The 22,520-nt window shown below is 46.9% G+C and carries 20 protein-coding genes and 1 pseudogene; 12 read left to right on the top strand and 9 right to left on the bottom strand.

All coding sequences use genetic code 11. The features are described from left to right. Positions 1–60 precede the first annotated feature (60 nt). On the top strand, positions 61–1,269 hold the full coding sequence (locus ACWKXN_RS19870) for a type II site-specific deoxyribonuclease (RefSeq protein ID WP_454544225.1): 1,209 nt from the start codon (positions 61–63) through the stop codon (positions 1,267–1,269). A gap of 33 nt (positions 1,270–1,302) precedes the next feature. Here ACWKXN_RS19870 and ACWKXN_RS19865 read toward each other — a convergent pair whose 3' ends face one another. Next, a complete protein-coding gene (locus ACWKXN_RS19865) occupies positions 1,303–2,736 on the bottom strand; it encodes a DNA cytosine methyltransferase (protein WP_454544224.1) in 1,434 nt (477 codons plus the stop codon). A gap of 303 nt (positions 2,737–3,039) precedes the next feature. Beyond that, on the bottom strand, positions 3,040–5,178 hold the full coding sequence (locus ACWKXN_RS19860; protein WP_454544223.1) for an AAA family ATPase: 2,139 nt from the start codon (positions 5,176–5,178) through the stop codon (positions 3,040–3,042). A gap of 241 nt (positions 5,179–5,419) precedes the next feature. Here ACWKXN_RS19860 and umuC point away from each other — a divergent pair. After that, positions 5,420–6,475 (top strand): annotated as a pseudogene (gene umuC, locus ACWKXN_RS19855) (translesion error-prone DNA polymerase V subunit UmuC); the annotation flags it as partial. 451 nt (positions 6,476–6,926) lie between these two features. Further along, on the top strand, positions 6,927–7,682 hold the full coding sequence (gene repE / locus ACWKXN_RS19850; RefSeq protein ID WP_008502210.1) for a replication initiation protein RepE: 756 nt from the start codon (positions 6,927–6,929) through the stop codon (positions 7,680–7,682). A 300-nt stretch (positions 7,683–7,982) separates the two neighbouring features. Here repE and ACWKXN_RS19845 read toward each other — a convergent pair whose 3' ends face one another. After that, entirely contained in the window at positions 7,983–9,341 is a 1,359-nt protein-coding gene (locus ACWKXN_RS19845) for a hypothetical protein (protein ID WP_454544222.1), read from the bottom strand. Between the two features lie 232 nt (positions 9,342–9,573). Between ACWKXN_RS19845 and ACWKXN_RS19840 the strand changes: the two genes are divergently transcribed. Together ACWKXN_RS19840 and ACWKXN_RS19835 are read left to right on the top strand one after the other, a co-directional pair. After that, positions 9,574–10,200, top strand: a complete 627-nt coding sequence (locus tag ACWKXN_RS19840; RefSeq protein ID WP_008502208.1) for a ParA family plasmid-partitioning AAA ATPase — start codon at positions 9,574–9,576, stop codon at positions 10,198–10,200. Further along, positions 10,197–10,502 carry a ribbon-helix-helix domain-containing protein gene (locus ACWKXN_RS19835; protein WP_071995340.1) on the top strand — a complete coding sequence of 102 codons (306 nt, stop codon included), beginning with the start codon at positions 10,197–10,199 and terminating at the stop codon, positions 10,500–10,502. Before ACWKXN_RS19840 ends, ACWKXN_RS19835 begins: the two co-directional genes overlap by 4 nt. 125 nt (positions 10,503–10,627) lie before the next feature. Here the strand turns inward: ACWKXN_RS19835 and ACWKXN_RS19830 are convergent, their stop codons facing one another. The 5 genes from ACWKXN_RS19830 to ACWKXN_RS19810 all read right to left on the bottom strand — a co-directional run bounded on the left by ACWKXN_RS19830 (position 10,628) and on the right by ACWKXN_RS19810 (position 12,951). Continuing rightward, on the bottom strand, positions 10,628–11,410 hold the full coding sequence (locus tag ACWKXN_RS19830) for a site-specific integrase (protein WP_454544221.1): 783 nt from the start codon (positions 11,408–11,410) through the stop codon (positions 10,628–10,630). Next, positions 11,407–11,568 carry a hypothetical protein gene (locus tag ACWKXN_RS19825; RefSeq protein WP_454544220.1) on the bottom strand — a complete coding sequence of 54 codons (162 nt, stop codon included), beginning with the start codon at positions 11,566–11,568 and terminating at the stop codon, positions 11,407–11,409. Before ACWKXN_RS19825 ends, ACWKXN_RS19830 begins: the two co-directional genes overlap by 4 nt. 42 nt (positions 11,569–11,610) lie before the next feature. Continuing rightward, entirely contained in the window at positions 11,611–12,171 is a 561-nt protein-coding gene (locus ACWKXN_RS19820; RefSeq protein WP_454544219.1) for a hypothetical protein, read from the bottom strand. Between the two features lie 110 nt (positions 12,172–12,281). Beyond that, positions 12,282–12,590 (bottom strand): hypothetical protein, encoded by a 309-nt coding sequence (locus ACWKXN_RS19815; protein WP_454544218.1) that lies wholly within the window; start codon positions 12,588–12,590, stop codon positions 12,282–12,284. Between the two features lie 61 nt (positions 12,591–12,651). Then, on the bottom strand, positions 12,652–12,951 hold the full coding sequence (locus ACWKXN_RS19810) for a hypothetical protein (RefSeq protein ID WP_454544217.1): 300 nt from the start codon (positions 12,949–12,951) through the stop codon (positions 12,652–12,654). A gap of 584 nt (positions 12,952–13,535) precedes the next feature. On the opposite strand from ACWKXN_RS19810, the gene vapB reads away from it, so the two are divergent. Together vapB and ACWKXN_RS19800 are read left to right on the top strand one after the other, a co-directional pair. Next, entirely contained in the window at positions 13,536–13,766 is a 231-nt protein-coding gene (gene vapB / locus ACWKXN_RS19805; RefSeq protein WP_021312767.1) for a type II toxin-antitoxin system VapB family antitoxin, read from the top strand. Further along, positions 13,763–14,179 (top strand): type II toxin-antitoxin system VapC family toxin, encoded by a 417-nt coding sequence (locus ACWKXN_RS19800; protein ID WP_454544216.1) that lies wholly within the window; start codon positions 13,763–13,765, stop codon positions 14,177–14,179. The genes vapB and ACWKXN_RS19800 overlap by 4 nt, the downstream gene beginning before the upstream one ends. Positions 14,180–14,215: 36 nt before the next feature. Here the strand turns inward: ACWKXN_RS19800 and ACWKXN_RS19795 are convergent, their stop codons facing one another. Then, on the bottom strand, positions 14,216–18,031 hold the full coding sequence (locus ACWKXN_RS19795) for a YobI family P-loop NTPase (protein ID WP_454544215.1): 3,816 nt from the start codon (positions 18,029–18,031) through the stop codon (positions 14,216–14,218). Between the two features lie 1,334 nt (positions 18,032–19,365). On the opposite strand from ACWKXN_RS19795, the gene ACWKXN_RS19790 reads away from it, so the two are divergent. The 5 genes from ACWKXN_RS19790 to ACWKXN_RS19770 all read left to right on the top strand — a co-directional run bounded on the left by ACWKXN_RS19790 (position 19,366) and on the right by ACWKXN_RS19770 (position 22,519). Beyond that, positions 19,366–19,518: a hypothetical protein gene (locus ACWKXN_RS19790; RefSeq protein WP_454544214.1), complete on the top strand. Its 153-nt coding sequence runs from the start codon at positions 19,366–19,368 to the stop codon at positions 19,516–19,518. Between the two features lie 68 nt (positions 19,519–19,586). Further along, entirely contained in the window at positions 19,587–20,819 is a 1,233-nt protein-coding gene (locus ACWKXN_RS19785; RefSeq protein WP_454544213.1) for a YcaO-like family protein, read from the top strand. 3 nt (positions 20,820–20,822) lie between these two features. Further along, positions 20,823–21,515 (top strand): TfuA-like protein, encoded by a 693-nt coding sequence (locus ACWKXN_RS19780; protein ID WP_454544212.1) that lies wholly within the window; start codon positions 20,823–20,825, stop codon positions 21,513–21,515. Further along, a complete protein-coding gene (locus tag ACWKXN_RS19775) occupies positions 21,502–22,263 on the top strand; it encodes a hypothetical protein (protein WP_454544211.1) in 762 nt (253 codons plus the stop codon). The genes ACWKXN_RS19780 and ACWKXN_RS19775 overlap by 14 nt, the downstream gene beginning before the upstream one ends. Beyond that, a complete protein-coding gene (locus ACWKXN_RS19770) occupies positions 22,256–22,519 on the top strand; it encodes a MoaD/ThiS family protein (protein ID WP_454544210.1) in 264 nt (87 codons plus the stop codon). Before ACWKXN_RS19775 ends, ACWKXN_RS19770 begins: the two co-directional genes overlap by 8 nt. The last annotated feature ends 1 nt before the right edge of the window (position 22,520 follow it).

The following is a 22,520-nucleotide window of genomic DNA, read 5'->3' as shown; positions in this document are numbered from 1 at the left end:
CTGTTTGTATATAATTATGAAAAAATGGTGAGTAGAGTTTCAGGGTAACAGGGGATGCTTATGTCGGTTTTCCACAACTGGCTACTTGAGATCGCATGTGAGAATTACTTCGTCTACATCAAACGCCTTTCCGCCAACGATACCGGCGCAACAGGTGGTCACCAGGTAGGGCTTTATATCCCTTCAGGTATCGTTGAAAAACTGTTTCCGTCTATCAACCATACCCGTGAACTGAACCCTTCGGTTTTTCTCACCGCACATGTGTCATCGCATGATTGCCCTGACAGCGAAGCCCGGGCAATTTATTATAACAGCCGTCATTTTGGTAAAACCCGGAATGAAAAAAGGATTACCCGCTGGGGTAGAGGCAGCCCACTTCAGGATCCTGAAAATACAGGGGCTCTGACGCTCCTGGCTTTCAAGCTTGATGAGCAAGGGGGGGACTGTAAGGAAGTAAATATTTGGGTATGCGCCAGCACTGATGAAGAGGACGTCATTGAGACCGCTATTGGTGAAGTTATACCCGGAGCGCTTATATCCGGCCCCGCAGGACAGATTCTTGGCGGACTATCTCTACAGCAAGCGCCAGTAAATCATAAATATATTCTACCTGAAGACTGGCACCTGCGCTTTCCGTCGGGAAGTGAAATTATTCAGTATGCAGCCAGCCATTATGTGAAAAATTCCCTTGATCCGGATGAGCAACTTCTTGACCGCCGGCGCGTGGAGTACGACATATTTCTGTTGGTTGAGGAACTGCATGTTCTGGATATCATCCGGAAAGGATTTGGCTCTGTGGATGAATTTATTGCGCTGGCCAATTCTGTCAGCAATCGCCGTAAATCCAGAGCCGGGAAGTCGCTGGAACTGCACCTGGAGCATCTATTCATTGAGCACGGCCTGCGACACTTTGCGACGCAGGCCGTCACAGAAGGTAATAAAAAACCCGATTTCCTTTTCCCTTCCGCAGGGGCTTACCACGATACTGAGTTTCCCGTAGAAAATCTGCGCATGCTGGCAGTCAAGACTACCTGTAAGGATCGCTGGCGTCAGATACTGAATGAGGCCGATAAAATTCATCAGGTGCATCTGTTTACACTCCAGGAGGGAGTTTCTCTGGCTCAATATCGGGAGATGCGGGAGTCGGGTGTCAGACTAGTCGTGCCATCATCTCTGCACAAAAAATACCCGGAGGCGGTGAGAGCTGAGCTAATGACGCTAGGTGCGTTTATTGCTGAGCTGACAGGGCGTTACGCAGATATTCCATAGATTATCTCCCGGCATAAATACCGGGAGGAGCGATCAGATTCGTTCAACCTTGCACAAATCGGCATAAACCGCTTTCAGGATATAAGGTTCAAGCAGTTTGGCTACGGCTTCAAACACGGGCACCACTACGGAGTTACCGAACTGCCTGTACGACTGAGTGTCTGACACAGGAATGCGAAAAGGCCTGCCATCTACTTTTTCAAAACCCATAAGGCGCGCGCACTCTCGTGGAGTCAGCCTGCGGGGCCGATGCGCCTGATTTTCTTCGTTCGCGAAGTCTGTTTCACCTGTGGCCATATCCCAGCCACGGTCTATCAGAATTTCAGACCCGTCTTTGTGATAGCGAGCAGAAAGCGTACGGGCAATGCTTTCTTTATTTTCAGGATTAACGAGGCCAAAACCGAATCCGTTACCCTTAGCTGCGTGCTTTTTGGCGTAGTTATAGAGATACTCCCAGAGTTTCGGCGTCAGTATATATTTGCTGTCAACCACGGGTTCCAGCAGTTCGCCAAATGACGGACGCTGTTCCGGATAAAAACGACTAATATCGCGCAGGGTAAAGCCCTGATGAATATTCAGATCACGACGGAAACCGACCAAAACGATACGTTCTCGGTGCTGAGGTAAAAAGTGCTTTCCGTCGATAACTTTAGGATCGCTTTTGCCCATCTCAGCTGCATCCGCAACTTCATAGCCCAGTTCGTCGAGGGTATCCATGATGACTTTAAAGGTTTTACCTTTGTCATGGCTCTTCAGGTTTTTAACGTTTTCAAGAACAAAGATGGCAGGTTTTTTTGCGCGGATAATACGCGCCACATCGAAGAAAAGCGTTCCCTGAGCCTCACATTCGAAACCATGCGCGCGCCCGAGCGAGTTTTTCTTGCTTACGCCCGCAAGGCTGAACGGTTGACAGGGGAAACCTGCCAGAAGTACATCATGATCCGGCACATGCTCATTAATGTAAGCATAGGCATCGTTTTCAGGTACTTCAGGTTTATCACTGAGCGTGACTTCCCGAATATCGAGATTGAAAGTGTGTTCCTGAGCATCGTTAAACCAGTTAGCTTTATATGTGCGCACAGCCTCTTTATTCCATTCACTGGTAAAAACGCACTGGCCACCGATGGTTTCGAAGCCCTTCCGTATACCTCCAATGCCAGCAAACAGGTCAATAAACCGGAAGGCATAGTCAGGGTGATGTGCAGGCGCTTCCGGAAGCATTTTTCGTAGAAGTTCCTCTTCGGCTAACGTCAGCGACTTAGGTGAGCACTTACCATTAATCCAGCGATTAAGAGTCTCGCGACTCCACTCATTTTTACCAACTTTTCTAAGCAGTTCAGCCACGTACTTCTGGTCATAGATTTCCAGCACCTGCCCGAGCAGCTTTTTATCATTTTCCTGTCGCAGTTGTTCTTCCGCCTCTGCTTTCTCAAGCAGATCCTGCGCCAGTAATTCAAATTCAGACATATTGCCTCCATTGGGTCTTATGGGTGAAACTGTATCACTCATTTGACCCAGAGGAAATGTTTTTATCTGGATATTTAAACAGGGTTATTGTTAACGGAAATCAGCTTTTTGTCATTACAGGGCCAGAAAGATACTATCTGGCGGCATAAAAAGCGCCATGTCTCGCATGTCCCAACTTTAGAGGCTTCTGTGTCTCGCCAAAAAGGCCTGCTTATCAGCAGGCTCAATTGAATTGGAGATCCAGGTAGGTGAGTATTACTACTCACCTTCACTGCTAAGAAGAGCTACATCTAGACCATACGTTCAGGCCGTTTCCAGTTCAGCATCATCGTTCGACGCCCCGATATTAAGGAGCAGCCTGTCACATTCAACAATAACGTATTCCGGGATAAGATCGAATCGTGTGGGGTCTAGTTGGCAGATAAACTCGTTTTCAATATGATAGGTTTCATTCACAAACTTGCGAATGACACGGTTATCGGCCTCAGGTTCCAGTAGTCGGAACACCTGAAGTTTTTCATAGCCATTCGTGCAGCTTCGATATAACGACAGAATTTTGTCAGGATCATTCAGCAAGCTCAGCATATGGGGGTAATCAAAACCAAAAATATTTTTAGTGATTAAACTGCATCCATTAAGGAAGCTCTCCGGGTCCATCATCGGGTACCCTGTTCCTTCAATCAGAGGTAGGCGTGTGTCGATTGGTTCCTCTCGGCGGTGAAACAAGTTAGAAAGTACCTGATAAACATCACCTCGATTGTCCATGATTTCATAATGCCTGCGAAGATAAATGAGCTTGATCAGGTCATCACAGTCGGATTCGAGAACCACTTTGCAGATTTGGGCAAACGTCAGAATATCGCTTTCGCGGATAGGTAATTCAGTTATCGTGCCAGTGCTATAACGTAAATAGGATGCAGTAACCTGGTTATTAAACAACTTCTTCACCGACTTCAGAGTATCGATGATTGGCTCAACGTCATGTGTAAGCATCAGTACCGTCTGGTTTTTCAAACACTCAGATGAGTCACGGCGGAACAACATTTCTAGGATGGCAAATTTTTTGTTTTTATCAAACGAAGAGATAGGATCATCGAGAATAATCAGGTTGGGCTTACGAGCCAGGCATTCGTACATAAAAAGAACGATCGAAAAGGCATTACGCTCGCCGTAGCTCAAATGTTGGCTACCTCCACTGAGATAGTCGGTATAGTCGACATGGCGAAGCTTAAGACGGCACTGTTCTCCATCGCCAGATATATCTACCTGATAGCGGTAACCCGCATATGCCAGAAAAGTGTTGATATCCTTCTTGTGTTTCTGAATGAGCCGCTGCATGCCAGCGCGTTGCTTGTTGATTTGCCCCTGCAGCAAACCAGCCTGGGAAATGAGGCTATCTAACGAGGCGTTCAGTCGCCCAATTGTTGCAAGAGTTTTATCAGATTGCAGCTCGGAAAAATACTTCACATCCAAACGAAAAGAGGCTAAAGAGGCACGAATATTTCCGGCGTCGTTAAAAGTAAAACTGTTCAGGGTTTTTAATGTTAAGAGCATGGCCAGAAGATTTTCTGTCTGCTGCTTTACGGTAACAAGATAGTCTTCATGCTTCTTCTCCAATCCTCCCTGTAACGTCGTTATTTCCCTCAGACGGGAGCGTGCGGCTTCGGAAAAATACTCGCCTAATTTATCAAGTACTGTGATGATACCAACCAGATTTTTGATCACTGCTTTGTCATATTCAGCGCTTACTTTGCTAATTTGTTCTGCTTTTTCGTGAGAATCACCTGTGCAGAAAGGACAGCATCCCTCAGAGAGTGAGCAGAAATTTTCATACCCTTTGGTCTGCCACTCGATCCACTCTACATTACGAGGACTCTGAATAAATGGCTGATAAGGCTCTAGCCCGGAGGGAATATGCTGAAGCTTGTTACCCCCTGCCAACCCCTTCATCCCCGTAGAGGCTTTAGATAAGCCCTTGCTTGTCAGCTTGAACGCACCACTAAGCTCCTGAAGATGTGTAATAAATAGCTCAAGCTCATCATTACCACTGAATTCCTGCCGGATTGCCATTACCATCGAGTCGATCTCTCGCTCCGTTTGGTTGTAGGTTTCTGTTTTGATAAAGATGTCAAAGCTGTTACTAATCAGTTCATCAGGCTGAAATGTGAACTGAGATACGTACTTTTCATCAAAGCACATTACATCCTGAATTTGCTCTGTACCCGTTACACTGGGCTGAAATTCGTCGGGATTCGCTGCTCGAAACTTAAAAGGTAGCAGACTGTTAAGACCAGCGGCATCACGAGAAACACTGTGCAAAATGGCACGTGATATGGTGCTTTTACCCGTGCCATTTGGAGCGAACTTAATGTTAAGTTTATTTTCAGAGAGTGTAATGCAAGCGTTATCTATGTTATTGCAGTAGTTGATTTCAACATCCATTGAAAAATCCTTCTAACATGCTGAGCTGGAGAAGACTGCATCTTTTTATTAAACCCATAACGGTGGTCTTTTCATTTTACCATCGCATCAGGGAAGCCAAACAGATAGCTGACTACCTGCACTGGAGGATTAATATACGAAATTATTAGTTGTGAATCTTGAGATATGGTAACAATTTCGGACGTATGCTTTTAGTTCATAGTAATCTTTTAAAGCATGCATTATTTATATAGATTTTCTATTCCACATAAATGCATCGATGTCGGCGCGCGTGATGAACTGCCTGGAGGAACTGGCTCCGAGGGTGGAACAGTATTCGATTGACGAGATGTTCCTCGATCTGACCGGTGTGGAGCACTGCATGGACCTGGAGGACTTCGCTCGGCAGCTGCGACAGCACGTGTATGACTGTACCCGTCTGACCATTGGCGTGGGTGCCGGACCGACGAAAACCCTGGCAAAATCAGCCCAGTGGGCCTCAAAGGAGTGGAAACAGTTTCGTGGTGTGCTCGCACTGACCCGGGGGAATCCTCAGCGAACGCGGAAACTGCTTTCACTGCAGCCGGTCGAAGAGATCTGGGGCGTGGGAAACCGTATTGCACGAAAGCTCAATGTTCTGGGCATCAAAACCGCGCTCGATCTGGCCCTGACGAACCCGGCCTTTATCCGCAAAAATTTCTCCGTCGTTCTCGAGCGAACAGTACGCGAACTGAACGGGGAAAGCTGCATGTCGCTTGAAGAAGCCCCGCCAACAAAGCAGCAGATCGTCTGCAGCCGTAGTTTCGGCGAGAAGGTCACTGAATACGACTCGTTCCGCCAGGCTGTCTGTCAGTACGCAGAGCGGGCCTCAGAAAAGCTGCGTAAAGAGCGCCAGTACTGCCGGCATATTTCCGTTTTCATCAAAACGTCTCCGTTCGCGGTTAAAGAGCCTTACTACGGCAACGTGGCCACGGAGAAACTGCTTACACCCACTCAGGACACCCGGGACATTATTGCGGCCGCCACAACGGCTCTGGAGCGTATCTGGAAGGATGGGCATCGGTATGCCAAAGCCGGGGTGATGCTGAATGACTTCACCGGCTCCGGCGTTTCGCAGCTGCAGCTGTTCGACGAACGTCCGCCACGTCCTCACAGCGCCGAGCTGATGAAGGTTCTCGATGGCATTAATCATTCTGGTCTGGGACAGGTCTGGTTTGCCGGACGAGGGATTGCGCCATCCTGGCAAATGAAACGTGACATGCTCTCCCCTGCGTACACGACTCGCTGGAAAGATATCCCCATTGCAAGGATCAGTTAAATTTCGCCTTTCAGAGAGAGCCAGTAGTGCTCGCCGCAGCCGAACGACAGGGCGAAGCCCGCGAGTGAGCGAGGAAGCACCAGGGAACTGAAAGGACATATTCCGCTTACGCTCGGTGTTTAATGGATACCCCACTCTGCTTGATCCACTTATCCACTTATCCACGGGCATATTTTTATAAGATCTTTTTAAAGGGTTGTTAGGTTTACCTTTTTAGAATGCCTCTCAGCCCTTTATTCATGCGGGTTTGAGAAGGATCTGTGTGACAATCTGCCCTTTCAGTGTGACAAATTACCCTCAACCACCCTCTTAAAGTGTGACAGATTGCCCTTAACCCTGTGACAAATTGCCCTCATGATTTGCTGTATTCCACAAAGTTATCCCAACCTGTTGACTCTTTTTCAATTAGTGTGACAATCTAAATTCCTGTCACACTTTACACGGACCTGTCATGACGGAAGTTGCGGTTATCAACCATAAAAAACGTAAGAATAGCCCGCGAATTGTCCAGTCAAACGAACTGACTGAGGCGGCATACAGTCTTTCTCGCGATCAAAAGCGTATGCTTTATCTCTTTGTGGACCAGATCAGAAAATCTGACGGTACGCTGCAGGAGCATGACGGGATATGTGAAATTCAGGTCGCCAAGTATGCTGAAACCTTCGGGTTGACCTCCGCCGAGGCCAGCAAAGATATCCGTCAGGCTCTCAAGGGATTCGCGGGTAAAGAAGTGGTCTTTTATCGGCCTGAAGAGGATGCCGGGGAAGAAAAAGGTTATGAGTCCTTTCCCTGGTTCATCAAACGTGCCCATAGTCCCTCCAGAGGGCTCTACAGCGTTCATATTAACCCGTACCTCATTCCTTTTTTTATTGGCCTTCAGAACCGTTTCACACAGTTCCGACTAAGTGAAACGAAAGAGATCACCAATCCCTATGCCATGCGCCTGTACGAGTCACTATGCCAGTACCGTAAGCCGGATGGCTCTGGCGTAGTATCCCTGAAAATAGACTGGATCATGGAGCGCTATCAGCTTCCGCAAAGTTATCAGCGTATGCCGGACTTTCGCCGTCGGTTCCTGCAGGCGAGTGTAGATGAGATTAACAGCAGAACGCCAATGCGCCTGTCTTATATAGAGAAAAAGAAAGGCCGCCAGACGACTCATATAGTCTTTTCTTTCAGCGACATAATGTCGATCACGCCTGAGTGAGCTTTGAGGGCGATTTGTCACAATTAGCAGGGTGGTTTGTCACACTAGAGTTAAAGCTCTCAGGGTGATTTGTCACGGAACAGTTTGCCTTCCTTTGCCCTGACTGGTTTTAAGGAACTAAATGGTGCCAATTTTGTGCTTTAAAAACACTTAATGAGGGCAATTTGTCACATTTAGTTCAGTGCAGCTTGTCACATCTCCCCTCAGCCCTGAGTGTCGTTTGTCACACTTAAGAGCGTCCTTTCCACTTCTGGCTGAGGGTGCATTGTCACTATTTAAATTCAAAACCGCTGCCTGTAACTATTGGTGCATTTTACCTGCACTAAAAATGTGTTTGAGCAGGAAGCTGTTAAATGTCCTGTCTGAAGGTTCTGGCCAGCCCGGAGGATCAGTTAAGAGCACACCTTCCTGCTCCATCCAGCTATGTGTTTGTAGTTTACGCTCGACATACTCCTCGGATTCAGAGCCCATTGTTTCAATGATGAAAGTGGTAACTGTGTTTTCTTTGCTCGGAACCACATTCAGTATGAAGTCAGGATGAATGACCTCCTCCACCCCATTCTTAGTGCTTTTAGACGTGAAAAGTGGCTTGCTGAGGCTGATCGCATCCGGATGATTTTCCTGACGGCCAGCATAGCTGCTGGCGTTTATAATTACCTTCAGGGTATCGCGCTCTTTGTTGCTATCCACAGGCACTGGATTATCAAGCGTATACGCGGCATGCGCATAGCCCTCATGGCAGTAAACCTTCCCATCCCTACCTCTGCGGTATTCCAGAATTGCCCAGTATGGGGCCCGACTGCCAGTGTTGTAGGTGCTTTCTCCATTGATACTGACTCGGGCTTCAGGCCTATGGATAAAAGTATTACTCCGAACGCGAAAGGTTACTTCTTCCCGATTGGCATCGGTCGCAATACCAATGATATACACGCATGCCTCCTTATCACTGCTATCAGTCTGCAGTGAAACTTCTAGCTGAGTCAGCATGTCGTTAATCCGTTCGAGGGACAACCAGGGCGCACAACTGAACAGCATATTAAGCTGTGTTCCATTGCCCATTGTATGTTCATCCAGAACTTCTTTTATTCTATTGACCGAACCGACTAACCCCGGACTTTTATATTCAGGTACTAGTTCAAGTTGGTTCAGGCCAGCTGCCTGAATGAGAGTCAGCAATTTTCGGCCCAGAGCCGGAATGGGTTTAAGAGTTTTGCGTCGACGCTTACGGGGCACTACCGGCCCTTCCACAGCGTTGATTTTGATGTCTTTCTTCTTGTCGGGTAACCAGTCATTCCCGCCAACCGGATTTAGTGGGCTGGTTTTTCCTTCAGGGATAGTGTTATCAGCATCCTTACTTTTCTTTAGCCTGAACAAAGGGCACTGTTCATCATGCTGTCTTGTCGTCTTGACGTGGCGTAACCTGGCAACGTTAACCTCGCAGTTAAAAGGACCTTCAATGTTCGGGTCATGTTCGACGCAATCACATTTTAACCACAACTTACGGCGGTCCATTTCTTCAAGCACAGAATTTGCTATACGTAAATCAGCCTGAGCGGGTTTTCGACCGTTGCTGAAAACATGCAGCAATGCCTCTCTCTCTGCCAGATTCAGTTTCCTTTCAAGCCTTCCCCTTGGATTTTTTTTCCAAACCAGGTCCATTGATCTACTCCTTCACTCAAAAGCGTGATTAAGATAACAAGATCGCATCTTGATATCATCATATCTTATTAAGATATTAAGTATATTGAATTTATTAATAACATATTGAATTTAAAACAATTATTAACATAACAAGTTAACATGATAGCAAGATGTTAATGCTGAGGGATATTGAAAATTAATTTTTAATATCCTATTATCTTAACAAGATAACAAACAAGGTGTGCGAAATATGATCATTGTTCTTGGTAGTCAAAAAGGTGGAGTAGGTAAAAGTACGCTCGCAGTTTCCATCGCTGCATATCTTATGGCACTAGGAAAGCGAGTTCTCATTGTAGATGCCGACGATCAAAAATCAGTGCTGACCTGGTATAACAATCGACCAGAGAACTTGCCTCATATGCCTGTGACTGGAGCGTCCGGCAACATCAAAGCCATGCTAAAAGAGCATGAAAAATCTTATGACTTTGTTATCGCCGATTGTGCTGGCCGTGACAGTGCAGAGATGCGAAGCGGATTAATGGCTGCAGATGTGTTTATTTCCCCTTTACGACCGTCCCAAATGGATTTGGATGTCGTTCCTCACACATGCTCTGTCTTCACTGCAGCTAAAGATTTCAACGAGTCGGTACGTGGGTATTTAGTGTTGAATATGACACCAACTAACATGTTCGTTAATGAAGCTAATCAGGCAGCGGATGTTCTCAAAGACTTTCCGGAAATGAATCTGTCTAATGCTCGCGTATGTGACAGAAAAGCTCACAGGGATGCCTGGGCCGAATCAATGACTATTTTTGAAACACAGAACATCAAAGCCCAAGAAGAAATTGAAGCTCTGGTTAAGGAGATCATTCTGTGAGGAATAGAGCACAAACACCGCCAAGGGACGAAGCTTCGTTTATAAACGGAGGCACTGCTGGTCTCACCGCAAAAAATCCAGATGAACCAAGTAATAAATCTGCGACTAGTAAAGCAAAACCAGTCAGTATCTCTCTTGCTGAAGAGAATCTTAACTCAATTGATAATGTCATAAAGGAAGAGATGTTATCAGGGAACAGGAGAGTAAATAGATCCGATGTAGTTAGAGCTGCAGTGATGGCATTAGAAAATTTATCACGAGAGGAAATATCTCAACTGATTGAAAAGTCTAGATTAAAATAATATAAACTTAACAAGTTACTAACTTATTAAGATGGCAATTAAAAGTGGCGGTATTGATAAGTTAACAAGATGGTAAGATGGTAAGATGGTAAGATGGTAACTTACTATCTTGTTAGATTGCTATCTTAGCCACCTATTTTTTTAAGCAACGCCACCGCCTCATCGCCCGGCATCTGGAACTGCACCCGGTGCCGTGCTGCCACATCGAGCGCAAACACTTTGGTATATACCTCCGTCGAGCTGATCGACTTGTGCCCCATTAAACTCTGCAGCACCTTCAGCGGTATGCCGGCATACAGCATGTGCATCGCGTAGGAATGGCGGAATGTATGGGGCGTCACCTGGACCGAGAACGTCACCCCGTCGGCCGCTGCGGCTTCCACCGCTTCGCTGATCCAGGTGCGAACCGTGCGATCGGTGATCTCCCAGATACGTGCTTTCTCGGTTCTGCCGCTTCGCTTGTTACGCCGCTCCAGCGGAATTTTCAGGGTGGCCACCATCATTTCCAGCTGGCGGGCATACTGCGGATCGGAAAGTGGAACGATACGATGAGGCTGGCTACCGGCCGGAGCGCGGCCGGCCGTTCTGGCGGCTTTTTCAGACCGCTGTTTGAGCGTGGCCAGCTGCACGAACGGGTAGGGCGGTGCCAGCGAAAAATCACTCCGGGTCAGGGCCAGCGCTTCGTTAATACGGGCGCCGGTGTTCCACAGGGTGGCCAGCAGCATCTTACGGTTCAGATCGGGCACATAGTGGAGCAGAGCGCTCACTTCCGGCGCCAGCAGGTATTTCGGCAGCTCGTCCTGAACGAGCGCCAGCTGGCGCAGTGCCAGCGCGGCCGGGTAGTCGATGGCCACCGGCAGCTGAGTAGCAGAAAAGGCCCCGATCTGGCCTGGCAGTGCTGGCATCATGTTATGTCACCATTGTCAGACAAATACTTCGTGAGCAGATACTCCAGTTCGGTGCCGATAGCACCCGGCACATGCCGGGTCTGCGGGCACAGCCCGGTATCCTGTTTTGCCGTGGTGGTGACAAACGTCTCCGTATCTAACTCAACCGAATTTTCCATTCCTGATGTTCCTGTGTTGCCGGAAAAATGTACCGTGCTGCGCTACTGCCATACCGGATGCTTTGCACAGGTCATCACATCCCGGATAGACTGTGGTCCTGTCACAGGTGTGACCGCCCCGTTCTGCTGATCCACTTTCCAGGTGCGCACATAGCATTGTCTGCCGTCGGGAGTGAGCTGGCTTCGGACCTCGTAGAGCACGCCTTTTTCCGGTTTAAACCACGGCGTCATCACGGAGCAAATCTGATGATCTGTGGTGAAAATGGCCGGACGGAGCTGAATATAAGGGCCGGCCGGGAGGGTGACCTCCATGTAATCCAGGGGCGCGTTATCTTCCGGCACGTCGGCCTTTTTGTAACCCCGGTCTGACGCCCTGGACGGGTTCCGTTCCGGATGGTCAGGATCGCGGAGGCTGCCCAGGAAAAAAGCCTGCTCGCAGCTGTCGACGCGATACACCGTCGTGCTGTCGGTAAATCCACGCACCCTGAGCTTTGCGGTGTTTTCACCTGCAGGCGGCTCCTGATAAAGATGAGCAGGCTGCGGTTTCGGCAGACAACCACTTAACAGTACGGCGACGAAAACCATCCCGGTACGTTTAATCATAATCTTTTCCCTTAATTAAAATTTTAATTCCTGCGAAATTATCCCCGCGCTGAATATCTCCCGCCGAACAGCTTACCGGTCTGACCGTTTTCCTGTAATGGAAAATCCCGTCAGACCGGGTCCGGCATAAAACGGCCTGGCTCAAACGGCCAGCGGTCTCCCCCGGAACAGCCTTCGATCCATTCCAGCTGCCCCTGGTTAAAGTACAGGTGATAGCACTGACGGGCACACACGGTGATGCAGCCGTCAAATCCGGTACCGGTAAGTTCATCGCCGTCATCCGGCCAGCGGAGCAGACGGCCGTCAGCGGAGATCTCGTAAAATGCACATTCACAGTCCAGGTCTTTAGTCTGGTATTCCGATTCTGTTTCGCCGTCCGGCATCCGGTAGCGGAACGTGACCGTGTCAAACATTCCCATACTTTTGCTTCCTTAAATTGTTGAGAAATCCCGCCAACGTCTTCAGATGAAACAGACCGGCTCAGTAATTAAAAAAATTGCAAAGGGCGATGAATTCATCGTCGAGACGGCATGCTCCCCACGGAGGGCTGCAGGGATTGTTATCAGGAGTTTTATAATCCCCCATGAATTCCCAATCTTTGCCTTTTCCTGTGTACTCAGCGACAGCCCGTCCGTTGCGCTTTAGAATTTTTGGCCATTTCCAGTTCGCGATATTATTGGCAATCAAGTCAGGCTCTGTTTCGCCCGTACCTGAGTAAAACCAAAGCTCAGTATGACCATGTTGTTTTTCGAGCAGATCTATCACTTCATAAAATGTCATTCCCGCCCTCAATATTCATTTCAAAATAGTCACTCAGAGTAATTATGACGGGCAGCAGATCTGCCTGGGCACAACCCTGCGTCTGTCACCCGGATGATTTTCCCCTGACGTCATCATTTTCAGGCTGATAATAAGCAGCCATATAGCCACGTTGATAAATTACCGGATGGCCGTTCCGGTTGGATCCGACTTTCTGGCGTATACCAACTTTCCGGAAGTGTACCACGCACACGGAATAACCACACCGCCCTTTTATGGGGGTGAGCGGCCGGTCGCGGGGCAGGGGATGAACACAACATATAGCGTCATCAGCAGCTGATAACACCGCTACATCTTGTGTCATGGGGCCGCAGCGCCCCAGAAGAGTGAAAGAAGATCCGGAACCACCAGAAATCGGATCTCAGCGGAAAAAGTAAGAAGTTAGTATAGGTGTGGCATATCCATATGTCTGACATCAGCATAGGTCATACATACGCATATACTCACCATCTGCATATGCTTTACCTATACAAGCCAGTTCCAAAGGCATATACTTCACCTATGTGGGAATACTCCCTGGCACACTCAGCATATGAGGAAAAACCATGCGCACAGTTTCTATTTTCAAAAACGGCAACAACCGCGCCATCCGCCTACCCCGCGATCTGGATTTTGAGGGGGTGAGCGAGCTGGAGATCGTCCGGGAAGGGGACAGCATCATCCTGCGTCCCGTCCGGCCGACCTGGGGTTCGTTCGCGCAGCTCGAAAAAGCTGACCCGGACTTTATGGCGGAGCGCGAGGATGTTGTCAGCGACGAAGGACGATTTAACCTATGAACAAGACCTATATGCTGGACACCAACATCTGCTCGTTCATCATGCGCGAGCAGCCGGAAGCAGTCCTGAAGCGCCTGGAGCAGGCGGTGCTGCGTAACCAGCGCATCGTTGTCTCGGCCATCACCTACTCCGAGATGCGCTTCGGTGCCACTGGTCCGAAGGCCTCCCCGCGCCACGTCCAGCTGGTTGACGCGTTCTGCGCCCGCCTCGATGCCATCATGCCCTGGGACCGCGCCGCGGTGGATGCGACCACGGAGATTAAAGTGGCGCTGCGCCTCGCCGGGACGCCGATCGGCCCGAACGACACGGCGATCGCCGGGCACGCCATTGCCGCCGGCGCGGTACTGGTCACAAATAATACGCGGGAGTTTGAGCGGGTGCCGGGCCTGGTGCTGGAAGACTGGGTGAAGTAAAGTAGTCAGGCCGCCATCCGGCGACCTGGCAGTTATTCAGCGATGTAAGTCGTATTCCTTTTCACCGTTACTGAACGGCTCTATACGAATACGCGTATTTGCATGCGTGGGTTTTGGCGGCCTGATGAATTCACATCTTCCCAGCTGGACGGCCAGCGCCCACATCGCGTCTGAATACACAATACTGCGGTGACTTCTTTCAGTGAGGAAAGCTGAGTAGTCCGGATGTTCAAATGTCATCAGCACTGACCTGATGGGGGCCTGCGATGATCTGCCATCTTTGAGGTACTGGAGTAGCAGCGCCTGCTTCTGCCGGTCATTCGTCAGCCTGGCGGAGAACCTTACCAGGGCTTCCTGGCTGAGAAGTGTTCCCTCAGAGAGCAGGGCTTCATCTTTTTCCCAGAGCCAGTTCAGTATACTGATACAGATATCGTCGGCAAACTGGCCACCATTTAAAATTAAACGGGTAATTTCCCGATCAAACTCGTCATCAGCAAATAAAACAAGCTCGTAATTCTCACTCAATAATTCAGGACGGGCGCAGATCAGGGCGTAAAGCAGTGGCGTCAGTCTGTCACCTTCTTCGTGCAGAGCCTTGTAAAGTTGTTCAAATACGGTGCTGGTTGGTGCCAGCCATTTCTGCTCGATCAGTACCGTCGCATTATTCAGCGGTAAGTGTTCAGGAACATGAGTGAGAGATAATCTGAATGTCCTGACTAAAACGACAAGCGCTTCTTTGCTGAGCTGTGACGATGTTACTACCTTAATAAGTAACTGCGAGAAAAGTTCTTCGGTTAAAGGGAGGGTTTCAGCTGGTAACAAGTCATAATTACTATTCAGCCATTCGCAGAGAACATTGCTATCCACATCTGCGTTTTCATCAAGCAAGGACATAAAATTCAACCATAAAGGCGAGACATGATTATGCTGAGCCAGCAGTGAATATAAACTGGGGTGCTGATGAGTAACATCATCAATATTGTTATTTTTATTTGCCTTTCTGTTTAGAACAACAGATACATCCTCCAGTACAAATTTCATCTGTACTGTCAGATACTCGGCATCTTCCCAGTTAGTGAATGATGAATTGAGAAGTTCGGGAATAAACTCATGTTCTTCGGAATGAACAAAAGTATCACGAATAAACTGTGACAGGTTCTCATAAACAAATGCTTCAAGAGCAGATATACGAAGCGATTTTATCATTCCCATCGGTTTCCTGCGGAAAATTTCAATGCCGTTTTCTGCGTCATGCGTAAGTGACAAACAGAGATTTTGCAGGTTGAATCTTGAGTAGAACCACACATTTTCCTGTGCCACCGACTGCAGGATTTTCTTTCCGGAGGTACTCTGGACCAGTGGAATATGAGTCAGATGACAGCCGGAAATCCGCAGATTTTCGCAGAAATTATGAACACAATCGTCAGGAATGGCTGTTACGAGGTTGAAGTCCACGTCGATAAGTCGCTGTAGATCTTCACGTCTCTCGTGCGGGACGGAATGCCAATACAATGCCGGTAACGCCAGTAATAACGGGAGAAGGACATGTTCAGCTTCAGTATCATTCAGGCCTGCAATCTGGTGGATGATAGTGGCTAAGTGGGTATCACCTTCGACCATAAGCCTGATATATCTCAGCTGCAGCGTGGGATTCCATCGGGGAAAGATATCTTTCGCCAGTCTTACCAGTCGCTGTTCAGAGCCAGCCTCCATCTGCATGCCCATGATAATCTTGAGTGAATCCTTATCATTGTACATAAGGTGCCAGAGAATCTGAGGATGCCAGGAATTATCATGCATCAGCATGCCCAGCCTGCGTAACTTCGCCACGGTGTTATCGAAATTACTCAGAGGCATTTTTGCCGTTTCCTCTGGAACTCTACCGGCCGTCACAGCTCTGATGAAGTTATTGTCTTCAGTGCTCAGGCTCCCTGGCATGAATACAGAACGGTATGCCATATAGTCAGTTGACAGATAACCATTAGATAAAAGAAAAAACAGAAAATCGATTTGTCCGCCATTATCTGAAAAGGCAACCCCGTCGTTTTCATCGGATAATACGCATTCTGCGGCCCAGTCTCTGAAACCAGTATTTCCCAAATTATCTATAAAAAAAGTAAGTTCATACGAGAAGGAATTATGAATCTCACTTTTGCAAGTGTTAATATCTTCCTCTAAGCGAGTGATGTGTCCATCTGATTTTTTCTGGAGTCTCTGAATTCTTTCTTCATAAGTATCCTTGATACACTGCATGGTTGAATTATCAATTACTGCAATGTGCACATTATATCCTTTCGGTCTGATGTTGACCGAATTATGATTCAGCAGTGTAAGAAAAGAAGTCTCATTTTCGATCACATCTTCAAAGTTATAACTAACACCGTTATTCACCAAAAAATGTAATGTGGAAGCCGTTATCTCACTGATATACGGCTGTAGTAATTCTTTTCTTAAATCCTGTTCTGAGACAGTCTTCTCATTCTGTATCATGGCAAGTTCAGCCTGATACTTTTTCATCATTTCGTTAAGTGTATAACAGTATTTCTCTCTCAGATTACCTGATGTATACTCATTAACAATGCTGTAAAGCAGCCCTTTCTTTTTATCTATTGCATGATAATCTTCCGCACAAAGATTTTTATAGGAAATAAGTGCAATCAGTCGCTTGATATCTTCTCCGTTATTCACAATATTCCGGTAAAGTCGAAACTCATTCGCAATATTATGCATGACACGCATATCTGGTATGAACAGAGCCAGCCTGGTAAGGCAGTCTCTGAAACCATGATGCTTGAGTTCATCAGGTGTAAATTTTCCAAAAAAATGTTCAGAAGCATTCTCACTGTCCATCACCGGGATCACCGGCATGACAAAATCAAAGAATTTAGTCCGTGACTCTGGCGTGCTGAAAAGATTATCCCTGACAGCGTAGATGAATCTGACCGGTTTGTCTGCCGGAAGACAGTTATTGATGAGCTGATTTATCTCACGGAGTTTGATGAAAATCGCGCCGTCGTTAAGGCGGTCCAGGTCCTCAAATATGACCACATTGTATTGCGTCTGTTCAAAAAAATAGACGATTTCATCGATGTACACATTGAGAAGAGAGGGGGCTGCGGGACGTGTAGATATTGCTCCTTTCAGGACATCAATTTTATCAATACTGACACGGCGGTCAAACACCCCGGTACGGTGCAGTTTTTTCAGTGCTAGGAATAAGCCAGAAAAAAGAAACAGCCCGGCGCCAGCAACCCTGAGGACGACAGGCAAAGCCAGGAGAAACTGACTCAGGGCCTTCGGGAAAGACAGCTTCGCACGGATGTAATCAGGAAAAAGAAAAAGCAGGCCCGTGGCCGTCAAAGCCAGAATGAGCAACAGGCTGGCGGCCATCATGGCTATCTGATTCGCGCTGACGTCGGAAATACGCTCCAGACGGGAATAGGGCAACACGCTTTTTTTCTCTTTGTAGAGCAGCTGCTGCAGAATGCTGTACTCGATTGTTTTTTCTTCTGCTTTAGCCGCTTTTTTTTCAGCTGTATTCCCGTCGTCCCTGCCATCCCCCGTACCAGTATCTGCGGATGAAGCTTGCTGCATTTCAAAATCAGCCAGCGATACGGTCATCACCCGGAAGTCATTATTTTCTGCTTTTTCCCACGTCAGTAATACCGAGCTTTTACCTGCCCCATACGGGCCAGTGACGGCAATATTTCTGATATCAGGGCGGGAACAGGCAAAATTAAGAGCTTCAATATAACTTTGCGCCTTTTCATCCTCAATAACTGAGGGGGTCAGTGGTTCATAGGCGATTTGTATTTGTTCTTCCTGATCATCATCAGCACCGAGTACAGGCATCAGTACTTCCGCCCGGGATGGTCCTCTCATGTAGTTCACCCAACATTGTTTGTTTAACAGGCATTATATCGCCTCAAAACATAAAAGATAACAAAGGCAAAGTTCTGCAGGCGTTGGTTTCAAGGCACATGGAATGGCGAGATCCGACTTTGAGGGTTTTCGGATCTGTGCGGAAATGAGAAGGGGCAGGAGTTACTGTAGCATTACAACCATCACGTTCAGTAATACCAGAAGCATCACAACTTTCAGAATCAAAAAAAATGATTAATAAGCAGCTTGACTACAGGGCATTTCTGCAATTGATGCTGAATTTAAGAACGGCAGTGGACAGTAGTAACCTCGGTTACTACCAGCGTCTGGATCTTAAGACTTTACACAATGAGTGGGGACTGACCGGGAGCGGTAGGGGTCATCGCGCAGACTCTGGCCCGGTAGCGAGTTTATCCCGATGCAGTCCACCTGATTCGCGCGATTAGGAACAGCCCGCATGCGCGCTGTGTCCATGCCGGACAGAATCCGTTTTTACCGACAGCAAACTCAGGCAAGGGTTCCTTTGATGCAGGACAGCCCCTGCCGGGACTGAACGCCTGCCTCCCCAGCGCCAGATATACATTCACAAACAAAATCCATCTGACCGACGGTCCTGTGCTCAGGTAATCAATTCTTGCCTGTGCCGTTCTGGTGATATGATCTTTCAGTTCATACACCTCATTCATGAGCTTTGTCCCGCACACCCCATGCATGCTCAGGAAAAGAACCGCAACACGGCTCATTTCCGGAAACCGGAGCCCGCTAGCATCCAACCCACCTCAGCTCCGCCCCCGGACAGAAGCCTGGTGCTGGCAAAAAGGTTCATGTCTGTACGCAGCCGAGCGCAGGGAAACCTGATGCCACCAGTAACAAAGATTCTTTGTGAGCATATTTCATTATGCAAAAAGCGAATTCTAAAGATACTACAGAAATACAACCGTAACTTATCCCTCCTGGAATTAGTAGTAGTCATAATTAGTTATAATTAATTATTACATAATAACCTATTGAAATCATAATGACATATGATTCCTAATTTTATTTAACATGTATAGATAATACATTTTATATTTCCAGTTTACACCAGCCTGTGTCTTATATGGCTGTTTCCTAAGAAATAATAAAATATATTCTTCAGCTTTCCTGAGGAAAATCCCAATATAAAAAATGTGATTTTTATCTCATTACCAAAAACTTCAAGGTTGCTTTGTTGACAAAATTTTAACATTCGTCCTTTATTGTTTAACACGGATGTTTTTTCGTATTGATGGAATATTTATCTAATGTTCATTAAGGAATGTATAATGCAAGATAATGTAAATATGCTGAATCTCGCTATTTCAGAAGACATTTCAGCAGAACTTAAAGAGTTCTTCGAACAACAAGCTTCCGTTGGTATTGGTGGTCCGTCGACGGGTCATAATGCTAATAATGACCTTATTACTTACGACGATTAACATTGCTGTCAGTTTGATTCAACTGCTCTGCGAATTATCGCAGAGCAGCTCTTTAAACGGGAGGGGCAATGTACAGGTTAAGCTCAAGTATAAGAACAAGATCGGCGGAAGAATCGTTAATTCTTGCAAGTGCGATTGCAGAGGATTTAGGGGTTACCCGGGTAACTGACATTACCTGGCTGGATAAAATAGGTATGCCTGTGTATGCAGGTATTCGCCCCTTTGCCGCAAAGGGTTCACTGAATGTTCATAACGGTAAAGGAATGAAGCCTAATGAGGCCAAGATTGGTGCCTTTATGGAGTCCATTGAGTTCTCTTTAGCCGAAGGTAAGAAGCATCAACAAGAAATAAAAAAATATAGCCTTCAGGACATTCAGGATTCACTGCCGCCAGGCCTTGCTTTTGCCTCCTTTGGTGCAAAACTGGGGGTTACCTTTACCCCAGATGAAGAAATATATTGTGTACTCGCCACAGATATTATCAGTGGTCAGAAAGGACTTATTCCGGCTGAACTGATTTTTCATCCGGTGGATCTTGCAGGACAGCGCTCACTTTATGGAGGCACGACAACAAACGGGCTTTGCTCCGGTAATACCAGACTGGAGGCTGCTATCCATGGCGTGTGTGAAGTGCTGGAAAGGGATGTTAAATCATTCGATATCATTAATGATGGCTCTTGCCCTGTTGATATTAATACTGAACCTGAAGCTATCAAGGCATTAAGAAAAAAAATTGAAAATGCAGGGCTTGTTTTATCCTTACGTAAAACACCGAACGAATTCAATCTGCCTTATTTTTCTGCTTTTGTTCTTGAACCCGATAATCAGAGTCCTATCTCAGTGGCGGACGGCTATGGGCTTCATCCCGTAGCGGAAATTGCTGCTACGCGAGCGATAACAGAAGCGGCCCAAAGTCGTCTCACCCATATTCATGGTGGCCGGGATGATATTGTTAAGCGCATTCTTTTCTACCAGCAAAACCCGCATCTTGATGAAGAAACCATCATGAATAATATCCGGAGGAAAATACTTAATCGCTCAGGAATGGTTCCCTTCAGCGCGCCTGATGAAGAGGGATATGTTCCGGAATCTGTCGAAAAGCTATGGCAATACATCAAACAGAAAATGGCATGTGCTGGCTTTCATCATTGTTTTGTTTATGAACTTAGCCCTGAAGATTTCCCTTTCAGTGTATTGCGTGTTGTTATTCCAAAAGCTGAATTCATCGAAAGTGAGATGAAACGGATCGGTCCTCGTTTCCTGAATGCTTTCCAGCACAGGGAAAAATACAGGAAGGGATAAATTATGCTTTCACAAAATATATTTCTGTTTATCGGCCCCACCTCCTATGGCCTTTCATTGGATGAGGTCATAACAGAGGAAACAATGGTTTTGCCACCAGTGCGCCGAGGTGATATTCAGACGCTTATTGAGCGTGAAAATCCGGCGACCATCGTCATCGTCGACGGAACTTATCATGCCTACCCGGCTGTTTCGCATGTTGAGATAAAAAATGCGCTTAAACTGGGATGGAATGTCTGGGGGATGAGTTCAATGGGCGCCTTACGCGCGGCCGAAATGCATACGTTAGGGATGCGTGGTTATGGCTCCGTTTTCCAGCGTTTTGTACAGGACAGAGATTTACCCGATGATTATGTCGCACTGGTACATGGAACAGAATCTCCATGGCTTCCTGTCAGCGAACCCCTTGTGCATATCGAGTATCTTTTGCAGGAGGCTGTACGTTCGTCAGTTATCCCGTCTGAAATGAATGAGCAGCTCATGCATGAGATGAGAAATATGTGGTTTGGCTATCGGACGCTAAAGTTCCTGCGTGACAAAACCTGCACCTTGCCCGCGCAGCAAAGAGAGTCATTTAACACCATGCTCGACAGGATGAATGATTATCGTCTGAAAAGTATGGATGTTATGGACTTTTTTCAGCAAAAACCATTCTTATATGACAACGAGGTCGGGCAAGGAAATGAAGTATATTGATATTATAGCTAAGTCCAACGGTATTCCGATGGTTTCTGATAATTTTGATGCGCAAACGCTTATTACATTTGTCGCACATTATCGGCATGTGCTCCTGCAACGCTTTGATAATTTATCAGATTATCTGAAACCTGAAAAAATAGATGTGTTTTATCGCGAACGTAATCAGCCTATGGGGCTGGATTATCCGGAATTCACGGAGCTAAATGACAAAGAACTCATAGCAGTTGAGAAAGCTGTTACACATATTTTACAGGTTATTCCAGAGTGGAGTGTGTATTTTTCCATTCCGGTTGACTTTAAACGACTTTCTGCCAGTAAACATATGGTAAGTCTTACAAACCATAATATACCACAAATGATATTCCTGGGTGATAAAGCCTTCAAATCTGACGAATGGCTTGTAGAGGTCATTATCCATGAAATGGCCCATATCTGGCTGGGATTGATTTGTGAAATTGATAGCTTCCACGAACATGAGGTTCAAAGTCGTTATACGCTGCCGTCGGGAACCAAAGATAAAGATGCACGCGGAGTTATTTTTGCATCGCACTTTGCTGCTTGTGTGCTGAAGTACATGGCCAGGAAACGGAGCTATAACGGTTTTACCCAGCAGGATAATGAACGCTTTATCTGGCTGCAGAACTATTTTACTGGTTGTATGAGTCAGCTGGTATGTATGAATGAACTGAAACCATCAGGTAAAAATATCGTTCGTATCATGGGGGATGAGGTGTCCTATGCTTAAGATAATGCTTCCGCGACAATTAATGAATTATACCGATATCAAGGGTGAGTATGAAAGCAACGCAACGAATGTACAGTCTGCCCTGGATGAGCTAACAGATGCTTACCCCTTTCTTAAACTCCAGATTTTTAACAGCGACAGAACGCTGAGGAATTTCGTAAATGTTTTTGTTAATGAACAGATGACGGAAAATCTGAGTGAACCGGTGCCCCCGCATTCTCGAGTCCAAATCATTGTTGCAGTGGCGGGAGGCTAAT

Source organism: Enterobacter sp. UPMP2060 (genome assembly GCF_053709655.1).
This window is presented reverse-complemented; position numbering and strand designations above follow the sequence as displayed.

Coding starts and splice junctions, on each gene's coding strand:
- ACWKXN_RS19800 (WP_454544216.1), top strand. CDS start 13,763: ATGAACAAGACCTATATGCTGGACACCAACATCTGCTCGTTCATCATG.
- ACWKXN_RS19795 (WP_454544215.1), bottom strand. CDS start 18,031: ATGCCTGTACTCGGTGCTGATGATGATCAGGAAGAACAAATACAAATC.
- ACWKXN_RS19775 (WP_454544211.1), top strand. CDS start 21,502: ATGAAGTATATTGATATTATAGCTAAGTCCAACGGTATTCCGATGGTT.
- ACWKXN_RS19815 (WP_454544218.1), bottom strand. CDS start 12,590: ATGGGAATGTTTGACACGGTCACGTTCCGCTACCGGATGCCGGACGGC.
- ACWKXN_RS19810 (WP_454544217.1), bottom strand. CDS start 12,951: ATGACATTTTATGAAGTGATAGATCTGCTCGAAAAACAACATGGTCAT.
- ACWKXN_RS19865 (WP_454544224.1), bottom strand. CDS start 2,736: ATGTCTGAATTTGAATTACTGGCGCAGGATCTGCTTGAGAAAGCAGAG.
- ACWKXN_RS19780 (WP_454544212.1), top strand. CDS start 20,823: ATGCTTTCACAAAATATATTTCTGTTTATCGGCCCCACCTCCTATGGC.
- ACWKXN_RS19820 (WP_454544219.1), bottom strand. CDS start 12,171: ATGATTAAACGTACCGGGATGGTTTTCGTCGCCGTACTGTTAAGTGGT.
- ACWKXN_RS19840 (WP_008502208.1), top strand. CDS start 9,574: ATGATCATTGTTCTTGGTAGTCAAAAAGGTGGAGTAGGTAAAAGTACG.
- repE (WP_008502210.1), top strand. CDS start 6,927: ATGACGGAAGTTGCGGTTATCAACCATAAAAAACGTAAGAATAGCCCG.
- vapB (WP_021312767.1), top strand. CDS start 13,536: ATGCGCACAGTTTCTATTTTCAAAAACGGCAACAACCGCGCCATCCGC.
- ACWKXN_RS19860 (WP_454544223.1), bottom strand. CDS start 5,178: ATGGATGTTGAAATCAACTACTGCAATAACATAGATAACGCTTGCATT.
- ACWKXN_RS19785 (WP_454544213.1), top strand. CDS start 19,587: ATGTACAGGTTAAGCTCAAGTATAAGAACAAGATCGGCGGAAGAATCG.
- ACWKXN_RS19845 (WP_454544222.1), bottom strand. CDS start 9,341: ATGGACCTGGTTTGGAAAAAAAATCCAAGGGGAAGGCTTGAAAGGAAA.
- ACWKXN_RS19825 (WP_454544220.1), bottom strand. CDS start 11,568: ATGGAAAATTCGGTTGAGTTAGATACGGAGACGTTTGTCACCACCACG.
- ACWKXN_RS19790 (WP_454544214.1), top strand. CDS start 19,366: ATGCAAGATAATGTAAATATGCTGAATCTCGCTATTTCAGAAGACATT.
- ACWKXN_RS19770 (WP_454544210.1), top strand. CDS start 22,256: ATGCTTAAGATAATGCTTCCGCGACAATTAATGAATTATACCGATATC.
- ACWKXN_RS19830 (WP_454544221.1), bottom strand. CDS start 11,410: ATGATGCCAGCACTGCCAGGCCAGATCGGGGCCTTTTCTGCTACTCAG.
- ACWKXN_RS19870 (WP_454544225.1), top strand. CDS start 61: ATGTCGGTTTTCCACAACTGGCTACTTGAGATCGCATGTGAGAATTAC.